Genomic DNA, 21371 nt, shown 5'->3' on the forward strand with positions numbered 1-21371 from the left:
GGCTAGGACTTTTGTCCCAGCCTCTTTTGTGAGGAACAGCAAGTAACAAAAGGAAGAGACTGAAAATAGATGTTCGGAAATCAAGCGTTTTCCAATAAAATTGTAAGAGTTTCCAGGAAAATATTGAAGTAAAAACGAAAAAATAGTAAAATGGAAGAGCTGATTGCAGCAAATCAACTGTTCTGCGTTCTCCTTTTTGGAGAAGTATCCTACATTAGAAAATGGAGTATTCTATGAAGAAAAAAATTATCTTGAAAAGCAGTATCCTAGCGGTCGCTGCGGGTCTTAGTGTTTTTGCGATCAATAGCGTTTTTGCAGACGAATTGCCCGTGCAGTTTATGGGCGTCAATGACTTCCACGGTGCCTTGGAACAAACAGGGACAGCTCGTTTAGAAGGTGAAACTGTGAAAAACGCAGGAACAGCCCCACTTTTGGCAACCTATTTGAACGATTCGCAAAAAGACTTTGAAACAGAGAATGCAGGAACGCCTAATGCCAGCATCCGTGTGCAAGCGGGAGATATGGTCGGCGCTAGTCCAGCTAACTCTGCCCTCCTTCAAGATGAACCAACTGTAAAAGTCTTCAATGAAATGAACTTTGAATACGGAACCCTTGGTAATCACGAGTTTGACGAAGGACTTGGTGAATTCAACCGGATCATGAAGGGAGAAGCCCCAACACCTGGTCAATTCAATAAGATCGTAGATGAGTATCCTCATGAAGCTTCCAAACAAGAAGTCGTCATTGCCAACTTGGTTGACAAAGATACCAATAAAATCCCATTTGACTGGAAACCTTATACCATCAAAGAAATCCCAGTCAATGACAAGACCGTTAAGGTCGGATTTATCGGGGTTGTTACGACAGAATTCCCAAATCTTGTTTTGCGTAAAAATCATGAACAATACCGTGTTTTGGATGAAGCAGAATCGATTGCTAAATATGCGCGTGAATTAAATGACCAAGGTGTGCATGCTATCGCTGTCTTGGCTCACGTTGCTGCCACTAGTAAGAATGGTGTAGCAGAAGGTCCGGCTGCAGACATGATCAAAAAATTAAATCAAATCTATCCTGAAAACTCAGTGGATATCGTCTTTGCAGGTCATAACCACCAATATACAAACGGGATGGTTGGAAATACCTTGATTGTTCAAGGTACGTCTCAAGGGAAAGCTTACTCGGATGTCCGTGGGGTCCTAGATACGGATACAGCTGACTTTGTCAAAGCTCCAACTGCTAAGATTATTGCGGTAGATCCATCGAAAGGCAAAGCAAAAGATGCCAAGGTTCAAGCGATCATCGATGATGCCAATGCGACGGTTAAAAAAGTAACAGAAGCAAAAATCGGTACAGCAGACAAAGCTGAAAATATTACCCGTGAATTGAATGCGCAAAAAGAAAGTGCTGTTGGAGATTTGGTCACAGCAGCGCAACTAGATATTGCCAAAAAATCAGGTTATCCAGATGTTGACTTTGCCTTCACTAATAATGGGGGGATTCGTGCAGACCTCGTGGTGAAACCAGATGGAACTGTAACCTGGGGTGCAGCTCAAGCCGTGCAACCATTTGGAAATATCCTTCAAGTAGTCGAAATTACCGGAGACCAAATTTATAAAGCTTTGGACCAACAGTATGATGAGAAAGAACTTTACTTCTTGCAAATGGCAGGGATCAAGTACACCTATACCAAACCAGCCGATGCAACGGAAGAAAATCCTTATAAGGTCGTGAAAGCTTACAAGGCAGACGGAACTGAAATTGATCGCAACAAGACCTACAAGGCGATTATCAACGACTTCTTGTATGGTGGCGGAGATGGCTTCTCAGTCTTCCGCGATACAAAATTGATCGGTGCGATTAATCCAGATACTGAAGTCTTTATCCAATACATCGAAGATGTGAATAAGGCAGGGAAGAAGTTGTCTGCTTCAATCTTGGGCAACAAGACATTTGTGGAAAAAGTGGAAGAAGAAACACCTACTCCAGAACCACAACCTCAACCAACTCCACAACCACAACCACAACCACAGCCAGCGCCAGTTGATCCAGTAAGTCCAGTAAATCCAGTCCATCCTGTGGCTCCAGTCTCTCCTGTTACCCCAACTCCTCAACCTGAAAGCCCAGTAACTCCAGCTCAACCAGCTGCAATCGAAACAAAAGAAGTGGCAACAAACAAACCAGTCGCTGTTACCTATCATACAGGTGGCCAAGCAGAAGCAACAGCTACACCAGTAACTGGTCTTCCAAAAACAGGTCAAGATGAATTGGCTTCAACCGTCCTTAGCCTCTTTGGCATGACCTCACTAGCTTTAGCGGGATTTGTAGCCAGCAAAAAACGTGAAGGTTAAGTTCTTCATCCGTTAACTTACCCTAAAAAACGTCCGTTCTTTTAAGAAACGGACGTTTTTGATCTTAGGCTGTTTTCTCCACCCAGACACTGCGGACAAAGAAGAGGCTGATCAGAGCTAGTGCTAGAAAGGCAACTCCAAGGTAATAATAGGGTTGATCCATTGTGGTAGATCGACCAGAGAGGTTGACAATCCCTCGGTAGAGGGCTCCGGCTGTTAGGGTAGCCACTCCTGAATTCCAAAGATTGAGACTCAGTCGAGAGAAGCCTTTCACCATCAACTGTAGAGCCACTAGTAGGGCGCCACCGATCAAAGGAATCAAGAAGAGGTAGTGCATGAAGGCAGAGGTTTCGCCAAAACTAAAGTGTTCATAGATGCGACTTCCGACAAAGAAGAAAGCTGAAATCAGAGTGTACCAGAGAATCGTTTTTTTCAACCGTTGTTTGATAGGATTAGTAACCGATGTAGACAATGTCACTCACCGCCCTTTCTGAGATAGTACCATTTGTTGTTGGTTTATTAATAACTTGGCCATTGAAGTAAAGGGTAGAAGATCCACCCCCGTCCAGGTTGTAGGCTGTTTTAACGCCATAAGACTTCATCACTTCGGCTAATTGGTAGAGAGACAGGCCTTGGCTTTCTGAAGTCCGTCCATCTGACACGACGATAATGTAGTGATTTTCATCGATGATTCCAATCGCTGTCCGTGGATTAGACGCCATAGATTGCCCGACCTCTGAGTTGGTATCGACGGTAATTTCTCCATTTTCAACTAAGGAAGGACCGAAAGCGAGGAGATTGACGACCCCGTCTTTGACCAATTGATCCGCTGAGATCTCATCTTCATAGATAATTTTGAAGGATCCATCCTTGTAAATGGCTAGGTCACCATTGCTTGAATCTTCCCGAACGGTATCGCGGTAGACCACTCCATTTCGGATGACGTATCCTGTACTGTTAGCCCCGTAATAGTCACCATTCACTGCTAGAATGGCACTGTTGTTGGCAGCTGTGACAGAGGTCTTAGCAGTCACGTTGGTTCCGTAAGTGTTTTGTGCAAAGGCTGTTTTGAGGTAGTCAGATGAGCTGACTGTGATATCTGCAATGTAAACCTGGGTATTTTCAACCGTTTTTTCTGTGAGGCTCACCTGGATATTGTCATCTGAATAGCTAGTATCGGTCGTTGTAGCCGATGCAGCTGCTTTTTTGGCTGCCTTGGTGTCCGTAGTCGTAGCTTTTACGGTTTGGATAGCATCGGATAAGACAAAGGTTTTGAGCATCGAGTAGCTAAAACTGCTGGTCAAAAGAAGGCCAAAGCAGGCAGCATAGGTATAGGATTTTTTAAAGAATTTCATGGTGGGGAGCAGTCCTTTCTTTGAAGATCACTTTTTTCTGGATCACCCATGAGACCAGAAAGAGGAGGAAGCCGACGACAATCTTACTGATCAGGAGATTGAGTCCGAAAGCAGTATAGAAGAGTCGAATTAAGAGCGTATCGAGAATAAAGAGGCCGAGGGCTAGGCCAAAGTAGCCACTTCCAGTTTTAGCGACGCTGTCTTTGTTCTTAAAGACTAGGTGCTTATTGGTCGAGTAGTTAAAGATGGAACTCGTCACACGAGCGATCCCATTCGCTAGGAGAATACGTAGACTAATGGGCACGGCCATCATCACGAAGAGGAAGAAGGCGTAGACCAGATAGTCAACGATAAAACTACTCAGAGAGGAGAGGGCAAACTTGAACATGTCCTTGTAGATCATGAGGCCATCCCGAATAGGTCGGAAATGGGAGCCTTCGTTGTCATTGATGTAGACCGTCTCGATGGGAACTTCCACGATGGGGAAGGACTTGCTTGCTGCGAGGAGCACATTCATTTCGTACTCATACCGTTGTCCTTCAACCTCAAGCATGAAAGGCAAGAGATTCGTAGTGAAAGCCCGTAAGCCCGTTTGGGTATCGCTGACCGCCACCCCTGTTTGTTGCTTAAACAAGAAGCGGGTCAATTTATTCCCGAAAGCAGAACGCAAAGGAACTTTTCCAGAGAAGGCGCGTGCTCCTAGAATAAGTGTTCCAGGATGCTCTTGAGATTGGTTAACAACCCTGAAAATATCCCAAATTTTGTGCTGACCGTCTGCATCAGCTGTAACAATGCTTCCATAGGTACCTCTTTCTAGGATGTAGGCATAAGCAGTCTTGAGAGATTGTCCTTTTCCTTGGTTGTGCTCGTGGGTCAGGACTGTTGCAAGACCGTCCAATTTGTCAAAAATCGCTTTCTTGTCAGCGTCACTCCCATCGTCGACCACGATGATGTGGAGATCGCTCTTAGCATGGACCAAGCGAACCAGTTTGACAAGATTCAGATCCGGTTGATAGGCGGGGATGATAAGATAATTCATAATCGTTCCTTGTTTCTTGAGATTTGTTGTAGCTAGTATAAAGACTCAAGCTTAAAGCTAACTGATATCAGTTTTCTTTAAGGAAAGAGGAGAAAGAAGGGGAGGGGTTTCTTCTATAAAATGTCATTTTTTAGGACATTTCTTTCTTTTTTCTCGAAGGGGACGTCCAGAATCATTTTTTAAATCCTAAAGATAATTCTTGCCTTTGTTCCAAAAGTCTGGTATAATAGTTTCTTGTGAGTAAACCTCACTTACCCCTTGCAAAGACAGGGGGTCATTAGTCCAAAAGGAGGAACATTATCAATGGCTAAATACGAAATTCTTTATATTATTCGTCCAAACATTGAAGAAGAAGCTAAAAACGCTTTGGTAGCACGTTTCGATTCTATCTTGACTGACAACGGTGCAACTGTTGTTGAATCAAAAGATTGGGAAAAACGTCGTCTTGCATACGAAATCCAAGATTTCCGTGAAGGACTTTACCACATCGTAAACGTTGAAGCGAACGACGCTGTAGCTCTTAACGAGTTCGACCGTCTTTCAAAAATCAACGGTGACATTCTTCGTCACATGATCGTAAAAGTTGACGCGTAAGAAATCATCAGAGGTGACTTATGATTAACAATGTTGTACTTGTCGGTCGTATGACCCGTGATGCTGAACTTCGCTACACTCCAAGCAATCAAGCAGTTGCTACTTTCAGCCTAGCTGTCAACCGCAACTTCAAGAGTCAAAATGGAGAACGCGAAGCCGATTTCATCAACTGTGTGATCTGGCGTCAGCAAGCAGAAAACTTAGCCAACTGGGCTAAGAAAGGTGCTTTGATTGGGATTACCGGTCGCATTCAAACACGTAATTACGAAAACCAGCAAGGTCAACGTGTTTATGTCACTGAAGTCGTAGCAGACAGCTTCCAACTATTGGAAAGCCGTGCAGCACGCGAAGGGCATGCAGGTGGTGGTTATTCATCAGGCAACGGTGGTTTTGCTGGAAATGCAACCCCAAGCTTTGGTGGATCTGAACCAAGCAATGCAGCGCCAAACTTTGGTCGTGAAGAAAATCCATTTGGAGCGAATCCAATGGATATCTCAGACGACGATCTTCCATTCTAAGAATGGGTTTAACGAATTAAAACTATAAAGGAGAATTAAACATGGCTCAACAACGTCGTGGCGGATTCAAACGCCGTAAAAAAGTTGATTACATCGCAGCAAACAAAATCGAATATGTCGATTACAAAGATACTGAGCTTCTTAGCCGTTTCGTTTCAGAACGTGGGAAAATCCTTCCTCGTCGTGTAACTGGAACTTCAGCGAAGAACCAACGTAAAGTAACAACAGCTATCAAACGCGCTCGCGTAATGGCTTTGATGCCTTTCGTAAACGAAGATTAAAAAAAAGACCCGTTAGGGTCTTTTTTTCATGAGCTTGAAGACAAGAGAGCGAATTAAGACCCTAACGGATCTTTTTTCACGAGCCTAGAAATGTAAGAGCGAGTTGAGGTCCAGTGGACCTCTTTTTCAGACCCTTTTGGATCTTTTTTGCGAGCATAGAAATATGATAGTGAGTTAGGTCCGTGTGAAGCTCTTTGACCTTTCCCAAGCTCTAATTATGCTATAATGATGGGGAGAAAGGTATCAAGGAGCGCAACATGAAGGAAGGTGTAATCATCAGGAGGATGATAAAGGCAGATATTGAGCACATCTCTCAAGCCTTTATCCACCAAGGGTGGCCAGGTAGAGAGGATATCTTGACTAGCTATTTTCAAGAGCAGGAGAATAGAGAGAGGGACGTATTAGTAGCTGAGTCGGATGGATTTGTGGCAGGCTATATCACTATATTGCCTGCTGCCAAGCACGGCCCTTTCGTGGGAGTCTATCCTGAACTATCTGATTTTAATGTTTTTGAACCATTTAGAAATCGAGGGATTGGGAATCAACTCTTAGAGGAGGCAGAAAAAAGAGTCCGGCTACTATCAGAGATTGTTACTTTAGGGGTTGGTTTACACTCGGGTTATGGCCCAGCTCAAAGACTGTATGTCAAACGGGGCTATATCCCAGATGGATCTGGGGTTTGGTTTAGTGATCACCCCTTAGCCCCTTACAGTTCTTGTGAAAACAATGATGACTTAGTCCTCTATTTTTCAAAAAGATTGAACAGGGAAATACAGTAAAACAAAAACGGATGAAAACTTCATCCGTTTCTTTTTAGCGTCGAGTTGTGGGTGCTGTGCTCGAACTTTTAATATTAAAGCGTTTCTTGAGATAGAAGCGAAGGACAAGTGCTAGAGCTCCTAAAATGATGGCAAAAACATCTGGAATAGTTGGGTTGAGAACCTGTGGGAGTAGGGAAGTAAAGGACAAGACAATGACCCAAAGGAACATGACTCCAACAAGAATCGGCATGGATTTCCAAAGAGAAGGACGCTCGCTACGATCTTTGGTGCCATCCATATACTGATAGAAGAAGTAGTACATAAGGTATAAGAGCAAAGCCCCTGTCAAACTTCCAAGGATCAAGGTGATCAAACCATAGCCAGTACGACGCGGTGCGACCAAGTTCATAAAGGCGCTAATCGCAGCAAAAACACCAAAGATAAAGAGGAAGGAATCCAAAATCATAAGAGAGGGAGCATCGTTTAATTTCGGATGCTCTTTTTCATAGCGTTCTTTCTCGCTGAAAGAATTCGCCCAAACAGTTGGAGCTCCAAAAAGAGTCCGTGCCGGAATCCCTTTTCCTTGGTTTTCATGGATAGCTGGAAGGATTTCTTGGATGAGGCTTTCTGCTTCTTCCTCTGATTTCCCGTTTTCAAGCAATTGGTGTTTGGCGATGCGGATAAATTCTTGGTTTTTCTTGCTGAGTTGATTCAAATCAAATTGAGACATAAATACTCCTTAGTGTTATTAGTAGGTGTTAGAACCATTTTTTATGGATGAGGTAGACGACGAGAGACCCGGTCAGGGCAAAGGCGATGAAAATGATGAGCCAGAAGGCGTTTGGTTCTCCATTGAGCGGTAATTCATTGTCTTTGAAGTTCATCCCATAGGCAGAGAAAATCATGGTTGGGATGGACATGACGATGGTCACCATGGCCAAGGTCTTCATGATGTTATTCTGGTTGTTGGAGATGATCGATGCGAAGGTATCGGTCATGGAGTGCAGGATATTTCCATAAATATCTGCCATCTCGATGGCCTGCTGGGTTTCGATCAAGGTATCTTCCAACAGATCCTCGTCTTCTAGGTATTTCTTGATGTTGCTAGTGGCACTGGTCAATTTCTTGATCACGCGCTCATTGGTTTTCAGAGAGGCCTTAAAGTAGACGATGGTTTTTTCCAACTCCATCAACTCAATCAGCTCTTCATTACGCGTTGATTTGTGCAATTGACTTTCAATCTGCTCGCTTTTGCGATCCAAGGTACGAAGCGCTGACAAGTAGAGTTCGGCGTTACGGTAGAGGATCTGAAAGATAAAGCGTGACCGCATAAAGGTATAGAAATTCCGCAAGCGTCGGTTGATAAAGATATCTAGAAGCGGCAATTTCTCCAAGCAAGTCGTGATAATAGCCTCTTCTGTTAGGATAATCCCTAGAGGAATCGTCACGTAGTAGGTCTGATTGTTCCGCTCTTCCTTGATGGGAACGTCGACGATGATCAAGGTATACTCATCTTCGATGGTCATACGGGACATTTCTTCCGCATCGAGTGGTGCCCGTAAGTCTGCAATATCGATATTAAAAGCAGAGGCGATTTCCATCGATTCACTTTGGGAAGGGTTCACAAGGTTGATCCAGCTACCGGGTTCCAGCGTCTCTATTTCTTTAAATTCAGTCGTTGTCGATAAAAAGACCTGTTTCATGGTGCCTCCCCTTGTTTTTTTACACCTTAACATTATATCAGAAAAAGGACAGTTTTGGATAAAAGAATACTAAAAAATTTGTTATAATGGAGGTTAACAAAAAGGTGATTAGAGTAAGAATATGCAAGATAAAATTGTCATTCATGGGGCACGCGCCCATAATTTAAAAAATATAGACGTGGAAATTCCACGGGACAAATTAGTCGTGGTGACGGGTTTGTCTGGTTCTGGAAAGTCCAGTCTGGCCTTTGATACTCTCTATGCAGAAGGTCAGCGCCGCTATGTGGAGAGCTTATCGGCCTATGCTCGGCAATTCTTGGGAAATATGGAAAAACCAGATGTCGACTCTATTGACGGCTTGAGTCCAGCCATTTCCATCGACCAAAAAACGACCAGTAAAAACCCACGTTCTACAGTGGGGACGGCAACAGAGATCAATGACTACCTGCGCCTGCTCTATGCGCGTGTAGGGACGCCTTATTGTATCAATGGACATGGGGCTATTACCGCTTCTTCGGTTGAGCAAATTGTCGATCAAGTCTTGGAATTACCAGAGCGCCAACGCCTGCAAATTCTAGCTCCCATTATCCGCAAGAAAAAAGGCCAGCACAAGAATATCATTGAAAAAGTCCAAAAAGACGGCTATGTTCGGGTTCGAGTTGACGGTGAGATCTATGATGTGACAGAGGTTCCAGAACTGTCTAAAAGCAAACAGCACACGATTGAAGTGGTGGTGGACCGAATCGTGATCAAAGAGGGCATCCGCTCGCGTCTCTTTGATTCGATTGAGGCAGCCCTTCGGATAGCGGACGGTTATGTGGTGATTGATACCATGGATGGAAAGGAACTGCTCTTTTCGGAGCATTATGCTTGTCCAGTCTGTGGCTTTACCGTTCCTGAATTAGAGCCCCGTCTCTTTTCTTTCAATGCGCCTTTTGGATCTTGTCCAGACTGTGATGGGCTGGGTATTAAGCTAGAGGTGGACTTGGATTTGGTGGTGCCAGATGATCGCTTAAGCCTTCGCGAAGGAGCTCTTGCTCCTTGGAATCCGATCTCTTCTAACTACTATCCTCAGATGTTGGAGCAGGCCATGATCCATTTTGGTATTGATATGGATCAGCCTTTCTCAGATCTCTCTCAAGAAGAAAAGGACTTGGTTCTCTATGGTTCAAATGGCAAGGAATTCCACTTTCACTATGAAAATGAGTTTGGTGGGGTTCGGGATATCGAGATTCCTTTTGAAGGGGTCGTAAACAACATTCACCGTCGTTTCCGTGAGACCAATAGTGATTTCACCCGCAACCAAATGCGCTCTTATATGAACGAATTGACCTGTGCGACCTGCCATGGCTACCGTCTCAATGACCAAGCTCTCTCTGTTCGTGTCGGAGGAGAAAAGGGGATGCATATCGGGGAAGTGTCAGATCTATCAATTGCGGACCACTTAAAAGCTGTGGATCAGTTGGTTTTAACGGACAATGAAGCTACGATTGCAAGACCGATCCTAAAAGAGATTAAAGATCGCTTGACCTTCTTAAATAATGTTGGCCTCAATTACTTGACCTTGTCGCGATCAGCTGGGACCTTATCAGGTGGGGAAAGTCAGCGCATTCGTTTGGCAACCCAGATCGGTTCCAACCTCTCTGGTGTCCTTTATATCTTGGATGAGCCGTCTATAGGCCTCCATCAAAGGGACAATGACCGCTTGATTGCCAGTCTCAAGAAGATGCGCGATTTAGGCAACACCTTGATCGTCGTCGAACATGATGAAGATACCATGAGAGAGGCAGACTACCTGATCGACGTCGGCCCAGGTGCGGGTGTCTTTGGGGGAGAGATCGTTGCAGCAGGGACTCCAAAGCAGGTAGCGCGCAACAGTAAATCTATCACTGGCCAGTACTTGTCCGGCAAGCGCAAGATTCCGGTTCCAACAGAGCGCCGTTCAGGAAATGGTCGCTCTATTGAAATAACAGGAGCAAGTGAGAATAACTTACAAGATATCACAGCGCGCTTTCCTCTGGGCAAATTCATCGCAGTCACTGGAGTTTCCGGTTCTGGAAAATCGACCTTGATCAATGGCATCTTGAAAAAAGCCATCGCTCAAAAGCTCAACCGCAATTCGGAAAAACCAGGGAAATACAAGACGATTCAGGGGATTGAGCATATCGATCGCTTGATCGACATTGATCAAAGCCCGATTGGTCGGACTCCTCGTTCCAATCCAGCGACCTATACAGGCGTCTTCGATGACATTCGCGATCTCTTTGCTCAGACCAATGAAGCCAAAATTCGGGGCTATAAAAAAGGCCGCTTTAGTTTCAATGTTAAGGGCGGGCGTTGTGAAGCCTGCTCAGGAGATGGGATCATCAAGATTGAAATGCACTTCTTGCCGGATGTCTTTGTTCCTTGTGAGGTCTGCCATGGACGTCGTTACAATAGTGAGACCCTCGAAGTCCACTACAAGGAAAAAAATATTGCAGAAGTGCTGGATATGACGGTCAATAAGGCAGTTGAATTCTTCAAGCACATTCCAAAAATTGAACGCAAACTCAAGACCATCCAAGATGTGGGCTTGGGCTATGTAACGCTGGGGCAACCAGCGACCACCCTTTCAGGTGGGGAAGCGCAGCGGATGAAGTTGGCTTCTGAATTGCACAAGCGCTCTACAGGAAAATCCTTCTATATCTTGGATGAACCAACGACTGGACTCCATACCGAAGATATTTCTCGCTTGATCAAAGTCTTAGAGCGATTTGTGGATGATGGCAATACAGTCCTTGTGATTGAGCACAATTTGGATGTCATTAAGACAGCAGATCATATCATCGATTTAGGACCCGAAGGCGGTGTCGGTGGCGGAACCATTATTGCGACCGGAACACCAGAAGAAGTAGCAGCAAATCCTGCTAGCTACACAGGACAATATTTGAAAGGAAAATTACAATGAATCAACGGATCAGCAACTTAAGAAACAAAATGAAAGCCCAAAACCTCAAAGCGGTATTGATTAACAATTTGAAAAATGTTTATTATTTGACCAATTTCTGGGGTTCAAACGGGACCGCTTTGGTGACAGAAGAACGCGTGGTCCTCTTTACAGATTCGCGCTACACCATCCATGCCCATGCGACTTGTTTCCCCTTTGTAGAGATTGTGGAAACCCGCGATGAGTTGACTGCAGCTGCAGAGATCGTTAAGGACCTTGGAATCAAAGAACTTGGTTTTGAGGATGAAGTGACGGTAGCCTACCATGCCCGCATGGCTTCTGTTTTCAGCGGCATCAGCCTTCAATCCCTAGCGAATTTTGTCATGGAATTGCGCTTGATTAAGGATGAAACTGAGATTGCGGCCATTAAAAAAGCTTGTAGCATCTCTGACCAAGCCTTCCATGATATTTTGGACTATATCAAGGTTGGAAAAACGACAGAGTTGGAAGCAGCGACTTTCCTCGACTTTAGAATGCGGGAGTTGGGGGCTTCTGGTGTATCTTTTGATATTATCTCAGCAGCTGGTGAACGCTCGGCTATGCCTCATGCGACTCCAAGTGATCGGGTGATTTCAACAGGAGATGCTTTGACCCTTGATTTTGGTTGCTTGTATGGCCACTATGTCAGCGATATGACACGGACTATCTATGCAGGACATGTCAGCGACAAGGAAAGAGAAATTTACGAAACCGTTTTGAAAGCTAATCAAGCCTTGATTGATGCTGCTAAAGATGGACTTGGCTTCCGTGATTTTGATAAAATCCCACGTGATGTGATCGAGGCAGCCGGCTATGGTCAATACTTTACTCATGGAATCGGTCATGGAATTGGGCTAGATATCCACGAAGAACCATACTTCAGCCAAACGTCTAAAGAAGTGATTCAAGCAGGGATGGTCTTGACAGATGAGCCAGGGATTTATATCGAAGGCCTCTCTGGTGTGCGGATCGAAGATGACCTCTTGATCACAGAAACAGGCTGTGAAGTCTTGACTCTTGCTCCTAAAGAATTGATTGTCCTATAAAATAGACAGTATTTTCTTAACCCCTGTGTAACAAACAAAGATAAGAAAAGAGGCCTATGAAAAAACGAAGTGTAATAGTTGGAATTCTTCTAGTAGTCCTGCTATTTGTATTTGCTCCTTCTGCCCATGCTGGTGTTGGTAATACAGATAGTGGTGGCAGTAGCTTGATTGATTCAGGTGGTGGTAGCAGTTGGTCCGATAGTGGCAGTAGCTGGTCCGATGGCGGAAGTAGTTGGTCTGGTGGCAGCAGCTGGTCTGGTGGATCCAGTAGCTACAGTTCTAGTTCTGGAACAGACTCTGGTGGTGTAGTGGCAGTTTTTGCTATCGTTGGATTGATTGGATTTATCTATAATATTGCAAAAGAGGCTAATGATAGTGATGAATCATTCTCTTCAAATAGTGGTCCAAAACGGACAACCGAAGAGCGGGCCGGTCGACCAATTGAAAACAACTATGAAGCGATTCGCCGCATCCGTAAACTGGATCCAATGTTTGATGAAGACCGCTTCTTGTCGCAAGTCAAGCTGGTTTATCTTCAATTGCAGTCTGCTTGGACAGAAAAAGATTGGAATTCCGTACGGAATTTAGAAAGTACGAGTCTTTATGAGCAGCACTTGACGCAGTTACAAGAACATATTCGTGCCAAAACAACCAATGTTCTAGAGCGCGTGCGTGTGGAAGATTCAAAGATCAAAGACTTTATCGAAAATCCAGAAGGTAATGACCGCATCGAAGTCATTCTGTCATCGACGATGAGAGATTACATCCGAAATGATGAAACGGGCCGTGTGATCGAAGGGGATCCAACCAAAGATCTCTTTACCGTTTACCGCATGGTCTTCCTCCGTGAACATGGAGCTCAGACAGAGATCATTAAGAATTCAGAAGTCGTTAGTGATCATTGTCCGAACTGTGGTGCGCCATTGACGATTGATTCAATCGACAAGTGTGAATATTGCCAAGCATCCTTGAAGCACAATCCAAAAGATTGGGTCTTGGATGTCTACGAAGTTGTGGATGAAATTGAATTCTACAGATAGGAGAATGTATGGGATTTATTAAAGCAGCCCTTTCAGCGGGCATTTCAAGTTTTCAAGATAGTAAATTTAAGGAAGCCATTACCTTGCCAGAAGCTGTTCCAGCAACAGCTTTGGCCATTAAGGGACAGCTCTTGACCAAAGATCCAGATGGGCGCTCTCGCCAGAGCAACCAAAATACAGGTCTATTGACAGATGGCTCTGTTGTCATTGTTCCTCAAGGCTATGTTGCTCTCTTGGTCAATAATGGAACTTTTCTAGGAGACCTTCTAGAAGCAGGAAGCCACGAATGGCAAGCCGGTGAAAATGCCTGGTTGTTTGAAAAGGGGGGCGTTAAAGGAACGTGGGATCAGTTCAAGAATCGTTTCTCATTTGGAGGCCAAGTGGTCACCCAACAAGAAATTATTTTTGTGCGGATGCAACCTTTTACAGGAAATAAATTTGGCACTCAAAATCCAGTCGAGTACTTTAGCGACCGTTACCAACAACTTCTTAGCATTCGTTTTTATGGTCTTTATGATGTTAAAGTAGCAGATCCTGTACTCTTTTACATCAGTGCAGTTAGTCGCCAAATCACTGCAGATAAGCCGTTTACCTTGGAAGATGTGGCTCAGGGCACCTTGCGCCAAAATCTGGCACCAAAAATTGCAGTGGCCATTTCAAAATATACGGCTGAAAATAAGGCGGATATTTACAATATCAATGCGGACCAAGACGTCTTCAATGAAGTAGCAAAACGCGAAGTCAATAAAACGTGGACAGAATTATATGGTATCGAATTAACCAATGTCCTCATCGAAGATTTGAGCTACGATGCAGACAGTATGGCCAAGGTCAATAAACTGGACAGTGAATTGGCAGCGATGAAGTACAATACCATTGAAATCGAAGAACGTCGTGCTCGCAATGAAGCCTTGGTGGCAGCTGCTAAAAATGAAGGTGGCAATGGCATGAACATGATCATGGGGATGAACTTGGGTCAAGCCCTTGGCAGTGACCTTCAAAAACAAGCCTCTCCAGCTCAAGACAAGCCTCATACCTTCTACATTGAAGTAGATGGAAAGTATGTCCATGTCACCAAAGATGCTGATGGCAATATTGTGCCTGTGGACCAATAAGGAATAGTGAAGATGGAGTTATAGAGATTCTAAGGACTCGTTCCTGCAATCGCTCTCCACCTTCTAGCCTTCCTAAAAAGAGAAAATTGCTGTTTGAGAAAAATCAAATAGTGTGTTACAATAAAGAGTAATCTATTTTTAAAAAAGAGGTAATAAAACATGATCGAAGCAAGTAAATTGAAAGCTGGTATGACTTTTGAAACAGCTGACGGAAAATTGATCCGCGTTTTGGAAGCTAGCCACCACAAACCAGGTAAAGGAAACACTATCATGCGTATGAAATTGCGTGATGTCCGTACTGGTTCAACATTTGATACAAGCTACCGTCCAGAAGAAAAATTTGAACAAGCAATTATCGAAACTGTCCCAGCTCAATACTTGTACAAAATGGATGATACAGCCTACTTCATGAACACTGAAACATATGACCAATATGAAATTCCAGTTGTGAATGTAGAACAAGAATTGCTTTATATCCTTGAAAACTCAGAAGTAAAAATTCAATTCTACGGAAGCGAAGTCATCGGTGTAACAGTTCCTACAACTGTTGAATTGACTGTTGCAGAAACTCAACCATCTATCAAAGGTGCTACAGTGACTGGTTCTGGAAAACCTGCTACAATGGAAACTGGTTTGGTCGTAAACGTTCCTGACTTCATCGAAGCTGGACAAAAATTGGTCATTAACACTACTGAAGGAACTTACGTTTCTCGTGCATAAGAGACATCTCAGGGTGTCAAATAGAAAGGAACTTCTATGGCAACTGAACAATTTGGTGACATCGTTATTGCACCACGTGTATTAGAAAAAATTATTGCGATTGCGACAGCAAAAGTAGAGGGTGTCTATTCGCTTGAAAACAAGAGTGTTTCAGATAGCTTATCCAAACGCTCCCTTGGACGTGGCGTCTACCTTCATACAGAAGAAGATGGTCAAGTTTCAGTAGACATCTATCTCTATTTAGAATACGGAGTGGCTGTACCATCTGTCGCTGTAGCCATTCAAAAAGCGGTCAAGTCAGCAGTTTATGATATGGCAGATGTAACCTTGGATGCTGTCAACATTCACGTTGTCGGTATCGCAACGGAAAAATCTCCAAAACCAGACTTGAAAGACTTGTTTAATGAGGACTTCCTCAATGACTGATGAAATTTTATTAGAATCACGTCGAGATTTGCGTGAGCGCGCCTTCCAAGCCTTGATGGCCTTGGAATACGATGGAGACATTGTTGAAGCTTGTCGCTTTGCTTATCTACATGACAAGGACCTAGCAGAAGACAAAGAAGTCGATCTTCCTGCCTTTCTCATGAATCTCGTGACGGGTGTCTATCAGTCAAAAGATCAACTAGACCAACAAATCGGTCAACATTTGAAAACCGGCTGGACTGTTGAGCGCTTGACCTTGGTAGAGAAAAATATCCTTCGTCTGGGAATTTATGAAATGACAGAGTTTGATACACCACAGATCGTCGCAGTCAATGAAGCGGTGGAATTGGCCAAGGCCTTTTCGGATGAAACCTCTTCACGATTTGTCAATGGTGTCCTCAGTCAATTTGTGACAGAAGAATAAGTAAAAAGGGAGTGGGAAAGAACTCCAACTAGTTAAAAGAGTTCGTTTTCCCACCCCCGCACAGTTGATTAGGTCATCTTTGGAGCTTAAAAGGCGAACAAAGATGCCAATCAACCACTGCGTCATACAGTTATTTCTATTAAATATAAAAGGCTAGACAGTTTTTGTCCAGCCTTTTTTTGACGAATAACAACCCCTACAGTAATAGAACTGTAGGGGTCGTTTTAGACACTTTTTCCAGAGTGGAGACTAACGGGCAAGAAATAACCGGTAGTCGCTACTTTTTTTCCTTCGATCTTTTGGAGTAAAAGATCCACCATGAGGATAGCAATGTCTTTGAGGGGTTGTTGGATGGTTGTCAGTTCAGGTGTATAGGTCTCGATGAACTGGGTTCCATCATAACCAATCACTTTCAAATCCTGAGGAATCTGAATATCTAATTCTCTAGCGACTTTCATGATCAAGATCGCCGTCAAATCATCGGAGGCAAAGATAGCATCTGGTTTTTGCTGGGTTAAGATCTGTTTGATTTCCATTTCTTTGCGAATAGGGGAGAAATCACTGGAAACATTGATGATCATGGACTCAGGTAAAACTGATGCAAATCCCGCATGACGCAAGCCAGTTGGGGAGTTAGAGTTGTCATTACCTGTGATCATGATGATCTTTTTAGCACCACTTTTGACCAGGGTTTCTGCTGCTAAAACTCCACCAGCGTAGTTGTCTGAAGAAACAACCGGAATTTCTGGGGAGAGGTTGCGGTCAAAAGCAATGATAGGAGCAGTTACCCGGTTGTAATCTTCAATGCCCAAATTATGACTTCCTGAAATGATGCCATCTACCTGGTTGGCCTCCAACATTTCAATGTATTCGCGCTCTTTCTCGGAGTCGTGCTCACTATTGCAGATGATGGTTTTATAGCCATGTTTGAAGAGTTGGTGCTCTAGTTTGTCGATTAATTCAGCATAGAAAACATTGCTGATGTTGGGAAAGATCAAGCCGACTAACTTGGCTGATTTTCCTTGGAGGCTACGAGCAACATTGTTAGGTTTATAGCCCAATTCTCGCATGGCTTCTTGGACTTTTTGGATTGTTTTTTCAGACAGGTATCCTTTTTTATTGATAACCCGTGAGACAGTAGTAGGGCTGACACCGGCGAGTTTAGCGACATCAGTTAGCTTTGCGACCATAATCAAGTTCGTAGTAAGTTCCAGTAGGGGTTCCAGACTTGATCAAGATTCCATTTTGATCTGCATGTGGGTAGACCCGACCAGAAAATACTTTTTCTCCTTTATTAATAAAGATTTCAAAAATCGAATTGTCAATGAAAATATTAGCGGTTGTCGCTTGGTTAGCGATTGGGCAGCTACGGCTCGTACCGAATTCTTGGGCATATTGCTCACCAACCTGGCTACGATCCACTGTGACCAATCCTTTAGCCAGATCAAATGTGAGAACTAAGCCCTTTCCTTCTGCGTCTGCAAAGAGGACGATTTCGTTCTGGCTATCCTTTTCAAACTGCAATTCCAATTCATAGCAGTTATTGGTTTGTGCCTTGTTGGCAAATGCCTCACTCTCAGCGCGCAAGTCCTTAACGGCTTCAACTGGGTATTGGTAGAGCTTGCCATCTTTGATGGTTAATTCTTTGACCAGTGAGAGAGCTCCTTGGTAGTCATAGGAATCTGTTGGATAAGAAACGTCTGGAAGACCTAGCCAACTAACAGTATAGGCACGTCCATCGGGTGCATTAAATCCTTGAGTCGCATAGGCTTCAAAACCATAGTCGAGATTATGCAATTCAGATACACCAACCATTTTGGCCTTTTCTGGGTCAAAGCTTGCCCCGATCTTGTACATATTTGGATAGATATTGTCATAATCGAGGACCGATTTATCTAAGCCTTGAGGACAGTAGAGGAGAACGGGTTGGTCTCCAACAAAGACTAGGTTGGGACATTCCATCATATAAGCTGTCCGATCGTTTGCAAAATCCAAGTCACCGACTGCAACCCAGTTGGTATAGTCGTTATCTACAGCCTTGTAGAGACGGATGAATCCTTTCTTCTCAAGGTCTTGCCCGCCAACGATGGCGTAGTATTGATCTTTAAAGATAAAAATCTGTGGGTCACGGAAGTGATCAGTGGAGTCAGCCGGTTGATCAATCAAGATTTTGTCAATTTTTTCAATATTTCCTTCTTTGTCCATCAAAGCACCGACTTGGTAGGGATGACGGACCCATTCAGCATCACGAACATTTCCAGTATAGAATAAGAAAAGTTTGTCATCAAACTGCATAGCAGAACCAGAATAAGTTCCGTGGCTATCCAGATCTGTGTCTGGAAGAAGCGTTACCCCAGTTTCTTTGAAATGAACCAAGTCTTCACTTTCTGTTTGTACCCATGATTTTAACCCATGGGCTGCACCAAATGGGAAATTTTGGTAAAACAAGATCCATTTTCCATCAAAGTAGGAAAAACCGTTAGGATCATTTAAGAGACCAGCTTTTGGCTCAACATGATAGTGTGTATGCCAAGGAGATTTCGCCATAAGATCTTGGATGGCTTGCTTTTCCTCCCTTGTCCAGTCTTCGTAACGTCGGTAACGACGTTCAGTTGTCCATTCCATTTTATTCCTCCGAATTTTTTCTTACTTCCATAGTACAGATTTCCCATTAAAAATGCAAGTGATAAATGGAAAAAACAGCTAAAAATATCAAACGCTTGACACCTGCAAGAAGGAGTTTTAAAGAGGATTAAAAATGAAAACGAATGAAAATATGAAAGTTTTTGAAAGTGAAAAAACTAGGAAGGACCCTTTGATAGCGCCACTAAAGCGATTATGTGAATGAAAATTCTTACATCCTATCAAAAGCTGTCAAAATAGTTTAAAAAGTTTCAAAAAAATCCTGCAAAACGCTTGACATATTTTCAATACGTGGTACAATTAAAAACGTAGAAACGATTTAACCGTTTACATTACAAAAAATAAGGAGATTTTTGCAAAATGTCAAATACAGAAATTGCAAAGCAGGTCATCGATGCAATCGGTGGGGTTGAGAACGTTAGCAGTGTTGCTCACTGTGCGACTCGTCTTCGCGTGATGGTAAAAGATGAATCAAAAATCAACAAAGATGTTGTTGAGAATATCGAAAAAGTACAAGGTGCTTTCTTTAACTCAGGTCAATACCAAATTATCTTTGGTACTGGTACTGTAAACAAGATTTACGATGAAGTCGTAGCTCTTGGATTACCAACCTCAACTAAGGCTGAGATGAAAGCTGAAGCAGCTAAACAAGGGAATTGGTTCCAACGCGCGATCCGTACTTTCGGTGATGTCTTTGTACCAATTATTCCAGTTATTGTTGCGACTGGTCTTTTCATGGGTGTCCGTGGTTTAGTGAATGCCCTTGGTGTGACTCTTCCAGAAGATATCACAACTTACACCCAAATTTTAACAGATACAGCCTTTATTATCTTGCCTGGTCTTGTTGTTTGGTCAACTTTCCGTGTATTTGGTGGAAATCCGGCAGTGGGTATTGTACTTGGTATGATGCTTGTTTCGGGTTCACTTCCAAATGCTTGGGCTGTTGCTAGTGGTGGTGAAGTGACTGCCATGAAATTCTTTGGCTTCGTTCCGGTTGTAGGTTTGCAAGGGTCTGTTCTTCCAGCCTTCATTATCGGGGTTCTTGGTGCAAAATTTGAAAAATCACTTCGAAAAGTAGTTCCGGATGTATTAGATCTTTTGGTGACTCCTTTTGTGACACTCTTCGTGATGTCAATTCTTGGATTATTCGTTATTGGACCAGTTTTCCACGTAGTTGAAACGTATATCTTAATTGGTACAAAAGCAATTCTTAACTTGCCATTTGGTCTTGGTGGATTGCTCATTGGTGGAGTTCACCAATTGATTGTCGTATCTGGTGTCCACCATATCTTTAACTTGCTTGAAGTTCAATTGTTAGCAGCCGATCATGCTAATCCGTTTAATGCGATCATTACTGCAGCAATGACAGCCCAAGGTGCTGCGACAGTTGCAGTAGCTGTGAAAACTAAAAATGCAAAATTGAAAGCTTTAGCTTTCCCAGCAGCACTTTCTGCCTTCCTCGGTATCACTGAGCCTGCTATCTTCGGGGTTAACTTGCGTTTCCGTAAACCATTCTTCCTTTCATTGATCGCAGGTGCAATCGGTGGTGGATTGGCATCTCTCCTTGGACTTGCTGGAACAGGTAATGGTATCACTATCATTCCTGGTACAATGCTTTATATTGGTAATGGTCAACTTGCTCAATATTTGCTTATGGTAGCAGTTTCATTTGCGCTTGGATTTGCATTGACTTACATGTTTGGTTATGAAGATGAAGCTCCTGTGGTTGCTTCTGAAAATGCGACAACTGAACGTCTGGTTGAAGAAGAAACAACTGGAAATGTTCCTGCATCTCTTCAAGATGAAACGATCATCTCACCTATCGTTGGTAGTGCTGTAGCGCTTGCTGATGTGAATGATCCTGTCTTCTCAAGTGGAGCGATGGGACAAGGGATTGCTATCAAACCAACTGAAGGCGTTGTCTATGCACCAGCAGATGCGGAAGTAACTATTGCTTTTGCGACTGGACATGCTTACGGTTTGAAAACAGCTAATGGTGCTGAAATCTTGATCCACGTTGGGATTGATACAGTATCAATGAATGGTGAAGGATTTGATCAAAAAGTAGCTCAAGGCGATAAAGTCAAAGCTGGTGAAGTCCTTGGTACATTTGATGCAGCGAAAATTGCCGCAGCTGGTCTTGAAGACACAACTATGGTGATCGTCACTAACACAGCTGACTTTGCTTCTGTCACACCTGTTGCAACTGGATCTGTTGCGAAGGGTGATGCGATCATCGAAGTCAAAGCTTAATCGAAAAATAAGTTCTCAAGGACTGGTCTATCATCTCCAGTCCTTGAATTTTATTTCTCAAAAAAAGTGTGTTTTTTCTTTAGAGAAGAGAAAAAGATTGACTACAAAATATGCTATAATAAATACAGGATATTTTTCAT

Annotated in this window: 20 protein-coding genes; 13 read left to right on the top strand and 7 right to left on the bottom strand. The window is 43.4% G+C overall.

The genetic code is table 11. From position 1 onward, the window contains the following. The first annotated feature begins 233 nt into the window (after positions 1-233). On the top strand, positions 234-2348 hold the full coding sequence (locus HMPREF2926_RS06165) for a surface-anchored 5'-nucleotidase (RefSeq protein WP_049490888.1): 2115 nt from the start codon (positions 234-236) through the stop codon (positions 2346-2348). 64 nt (positions 2349-2412) lie between these two features. Here HMPREF2926_RS06165 and HMPREF2926_RS06170 read toward each other — a convergent pair whose 3' ends face one another. The 3 genes from HMPREF2926_RS06170 to HMPREF2926_RS06180 are packed head-to-tail and all read right to left on the bottom strand — an operon-like array spanning position 2413 to position 4742. Then, positions 2413-2820 carry a hypothetical protein gene (locus tag HMPREF2926_RS06170; RefSeq protein WP_049490889.1) on the bottom strand — a complete coding sequence of 136 codons (408 nt, stop codon included), beginning with the start codon at positions 2818-2820 and terminating at the stop codon, positions 2413-2415. Continuing rightward, on the bottom strand, positions 2801-3703 hold the full coding sequence (locus HMPREF2926_RS06175; RefSeq protein WP_024054851.1) for a phosphodiester glycosidase family protein: 903 nt from the start codon (positions 3701-3703) through the stop codon (positions 2801-2803). Before HMPREF2926_RS06175 ends, HMPREF2926_RS06170 begins: the two co-directional genes overlap by 20 nt. Then, on the bottom strand, positions 3690-4742 hold the full coding sequence (locus tag HMPREF2926_RS06180; protein ID WP_049490886.1) for a bifunctional glycosyltransferase family 2/GtrA family protein: 1053 nt from the start codon (positions 4740-4742) through the stop codon (positions 3690-3692). Before HMPREF2926_RS06180 ends, HMPREF2926_RS06175 begins: the two co-directional genes overlap by 14 nt. A gap of 303 nt (positions 4743-5045) precedes the next feature. Between HMPREF2926_RS06180 and rpsF the strand changes: the two genes are divergently transcribed. From rpsF to HMPREF2926_RS06200, 4 genes are all read left to right on the top strand, one after another. After that, the gene (gene rpsF / locus HMPREF2926_RS06185; protein WP_003005040.1) at positions 5046-5336 is read left to right on the top strand and encodes a 30S ribosomal protein S6; all 291 of its coding nucleotides are present in this window, start codon (positions 5046-5048) and stop codon (positions 5334-5336) included. 20 nt (positions 5337-5356) lie between these two features. Further along, positions 5357-5854, top strand: coding sequence for a single-stranded DNA-binding protein (locus HMPREF2926_RS06190; RefSeq protein ID WP_003008622.1), 498 nt, complete (start codon positions 5357-5359; stop codon positions 5852-5854). Between the two features lie 41 nt (positions 5855-5895). Beyond that, positions 5896-6135, top strand: coding sequence for a 30S ribosomal protein S18 (rpsR, locus tag HMPREF2926_RS06195; protein WP_000068664.1), 240 nt, complete (start codon positions 5896-5898; stop codon positions 6133-6135). 257 nt (positions 6136-6392) lie between these two features. Beyond that, the gene (locus tag HMPREF2926_RS06200; protein WP_023919016.1) at positions 6393-6914 is read left to right on the top strand and encodes a GNAT family N-acetyltransferase; all 522 of its coding nucleotides are present in this window, start codon (positions 6393-6395) and stop codon (positions 6912-6914) included. A 34-nt stretch (positions 6915-6948) separates the two neighbouring features. On the opposite strand, the gene HMPREF2926_RS06205 is transcribed toward HMPREF2926_RS06200, so the two are convergent. Continuing rightward, positions 6949-7626, bottom strand: a complete 678-nt coding sequence (locus tag HMPREF2926_RS06205) for a DUF1129 domain-containing protein (protein ID WP_070586930.1) — start codon at positions 7624-7626, stop codon at positions 6949-6951. A gap of 28 nt (positions 7627-7654) precedes the next feature. Then, on the bottom strand, positions 7655-8599 hold the full coding sequence (locus HMPREF2926_RS06210; RefSeq protein WP_031576884.1) for a magnesium transporter CorA family protein: 945 nt from the start codon (positions 8597-8599) through the stop codon (positions 7655-7657). A gap of 121 nt (positions 8600-8720) precedes the next feature. Between HMPREF2926_RS06210 and uvrA the strand changes: the two genes are divergently transcribed. The 7 genes from uvrA to nusB all read left to right on the top strand — a co-directional run bounded on the left by uvrA (position 8721) and on the right by nusB (position 16335). Continuing rightward, positions 8721-11546: an excinuclease ABC subunit UvrA gene (uvrA, locus tag HMPREF2926_RS06215; protein WP_070586932.1), complete on the top strand. Its 2826-nt coding sequence runs from the start codon at positions 8721-8723 to the stop codon at positions 11544-11546. After that, the gene (locus HMPREF2926_RS06220; protein WP_070586935.1) at positions 11543-12610 is read left to right on the top strand and encodes a M24 family metallopeptidase; all 1068 of its coding nucleotides are present in this window, start codon (positions 11543-11545) and stop codon (positions 12608-12610) included. The genes uvrA and HMPREF2926_RS06220 overlap by 4 nt, the downstream gene beginning before the upstream one ends. 56 nt (positions 12611-12666) lie before the next feature. Then, positions 12667-13650, top strand: a complete 984-nt coding sequence (locus HMPREF2926_RS06225) for a TIM44-like domain-containing protein (RefSeq protein ID WP_003008610.1) — start codon at positions 12667-12669, stop codon at positions 13648-13650. Positions 13651-13658: 8 nt separating this feature from the next. Then, positions 13659-14765: an SPFH domain-containing protein gene (locus tag HMPREF2926_RS06230; protein WP_070586937.1), complete on the top strand. Its 1107-nt coding sequence runs from the start codon at positions 13659-13661 to the stop codon at positions 14763-14765. A 159-nt stretch (positions 14766-14924) separates the two neighbouring features. Next, complete coding sequence (gene efp, locus HMPREF2926_RS06235) at positions 14925-15485, top strand: elongation factor P (RefSeq protein ID WP_003005479.1); 561 nt, start codon at positions 14925-14927, stop codon at positions 15483-15485. A gap of 36 nt (positions 15486-15521) precedes the next feature. Continuing rightward, complete coding sequence (locus HMPREF2926_RS06240) at positions 15522-15911, top strand: Asp23/Gls24 family envelope stress response protein (RefSeq protein WP_003005404.1); 390 nt, start codon at positions 15522-15524, stop codon at positions 15909-15911. Beyond that, entirely contained in the window at positions 15904-16335 is a 432-nt protein-coding gene (nusB, locus tag HMPREF2926_RS06245) for a transcription antitermination factor NusB (RefSeq protein WP_003008602.1), read from the top strand. The genes HMPREF2926_RS06240 and nusB overlap by 8 nt, the downstream gene beginning before the upstream one ends. A gap of 224 nt (positions 16336-16559) precedes the next feature. Here nusB and HMPREF2926_RS06250 read toward each other — a convergent pair whose 3' ends face one another. Both HMPREF2926_RS06250 and HMPREF2926_RS06255 read right to left on the bottom strand, forming a co-directional pair. Continuing rightward, a complete protein-coding gene (locus HMPREF2926_RS06250; RefSeq protein WP_070586938.1) occupies positions 16560-17525 on the bottom strand; it encodes a LacI family DNA-binding transcriptional regulator in 966 nt (321 codons plus the stop codon). Then, entirely contained in the window at positions 17506-18960 is a 1455-nt protein-coding gene (locus tag HMPREF2926_RS06255; RefSeq protein ID WP_070586939.1) for a sucrose-6-phosphate hydrolase, read from the bottom strand. Before HMPREF2926_RS06255 ends, HMPREF2926_RS06250 begins: the two co-directional genes overlap by 20 nt. 378 nt (positions 18961-19338) lie before the next feature. Here HMPREF2926_RS06255 and HMPREF2926_RS06260 point away from each other — a divergent pair, with 378 nt between their 5' ends. After that, a complete protein-coding gene (locus tag HMPREF2926_RS06260; protein WP_003016963.1) occupies positions 19339-21231 on the top strand; it encodes a sucrose-specific PTS transporter subunit IIBC in 1893 nt (630 codons plus the stop codon). The last annotated feature ends 140 nt before the right edge of the window (positions 21232-21371 follow it).

This window comes from Streptococcus sp. HMSC078D09, from assembly GCF_001813675.1.
GTDB lineage: Bacteria > Bacillota > Bacilli > Lactobacillales > Streptococcaceae > Streptococcus.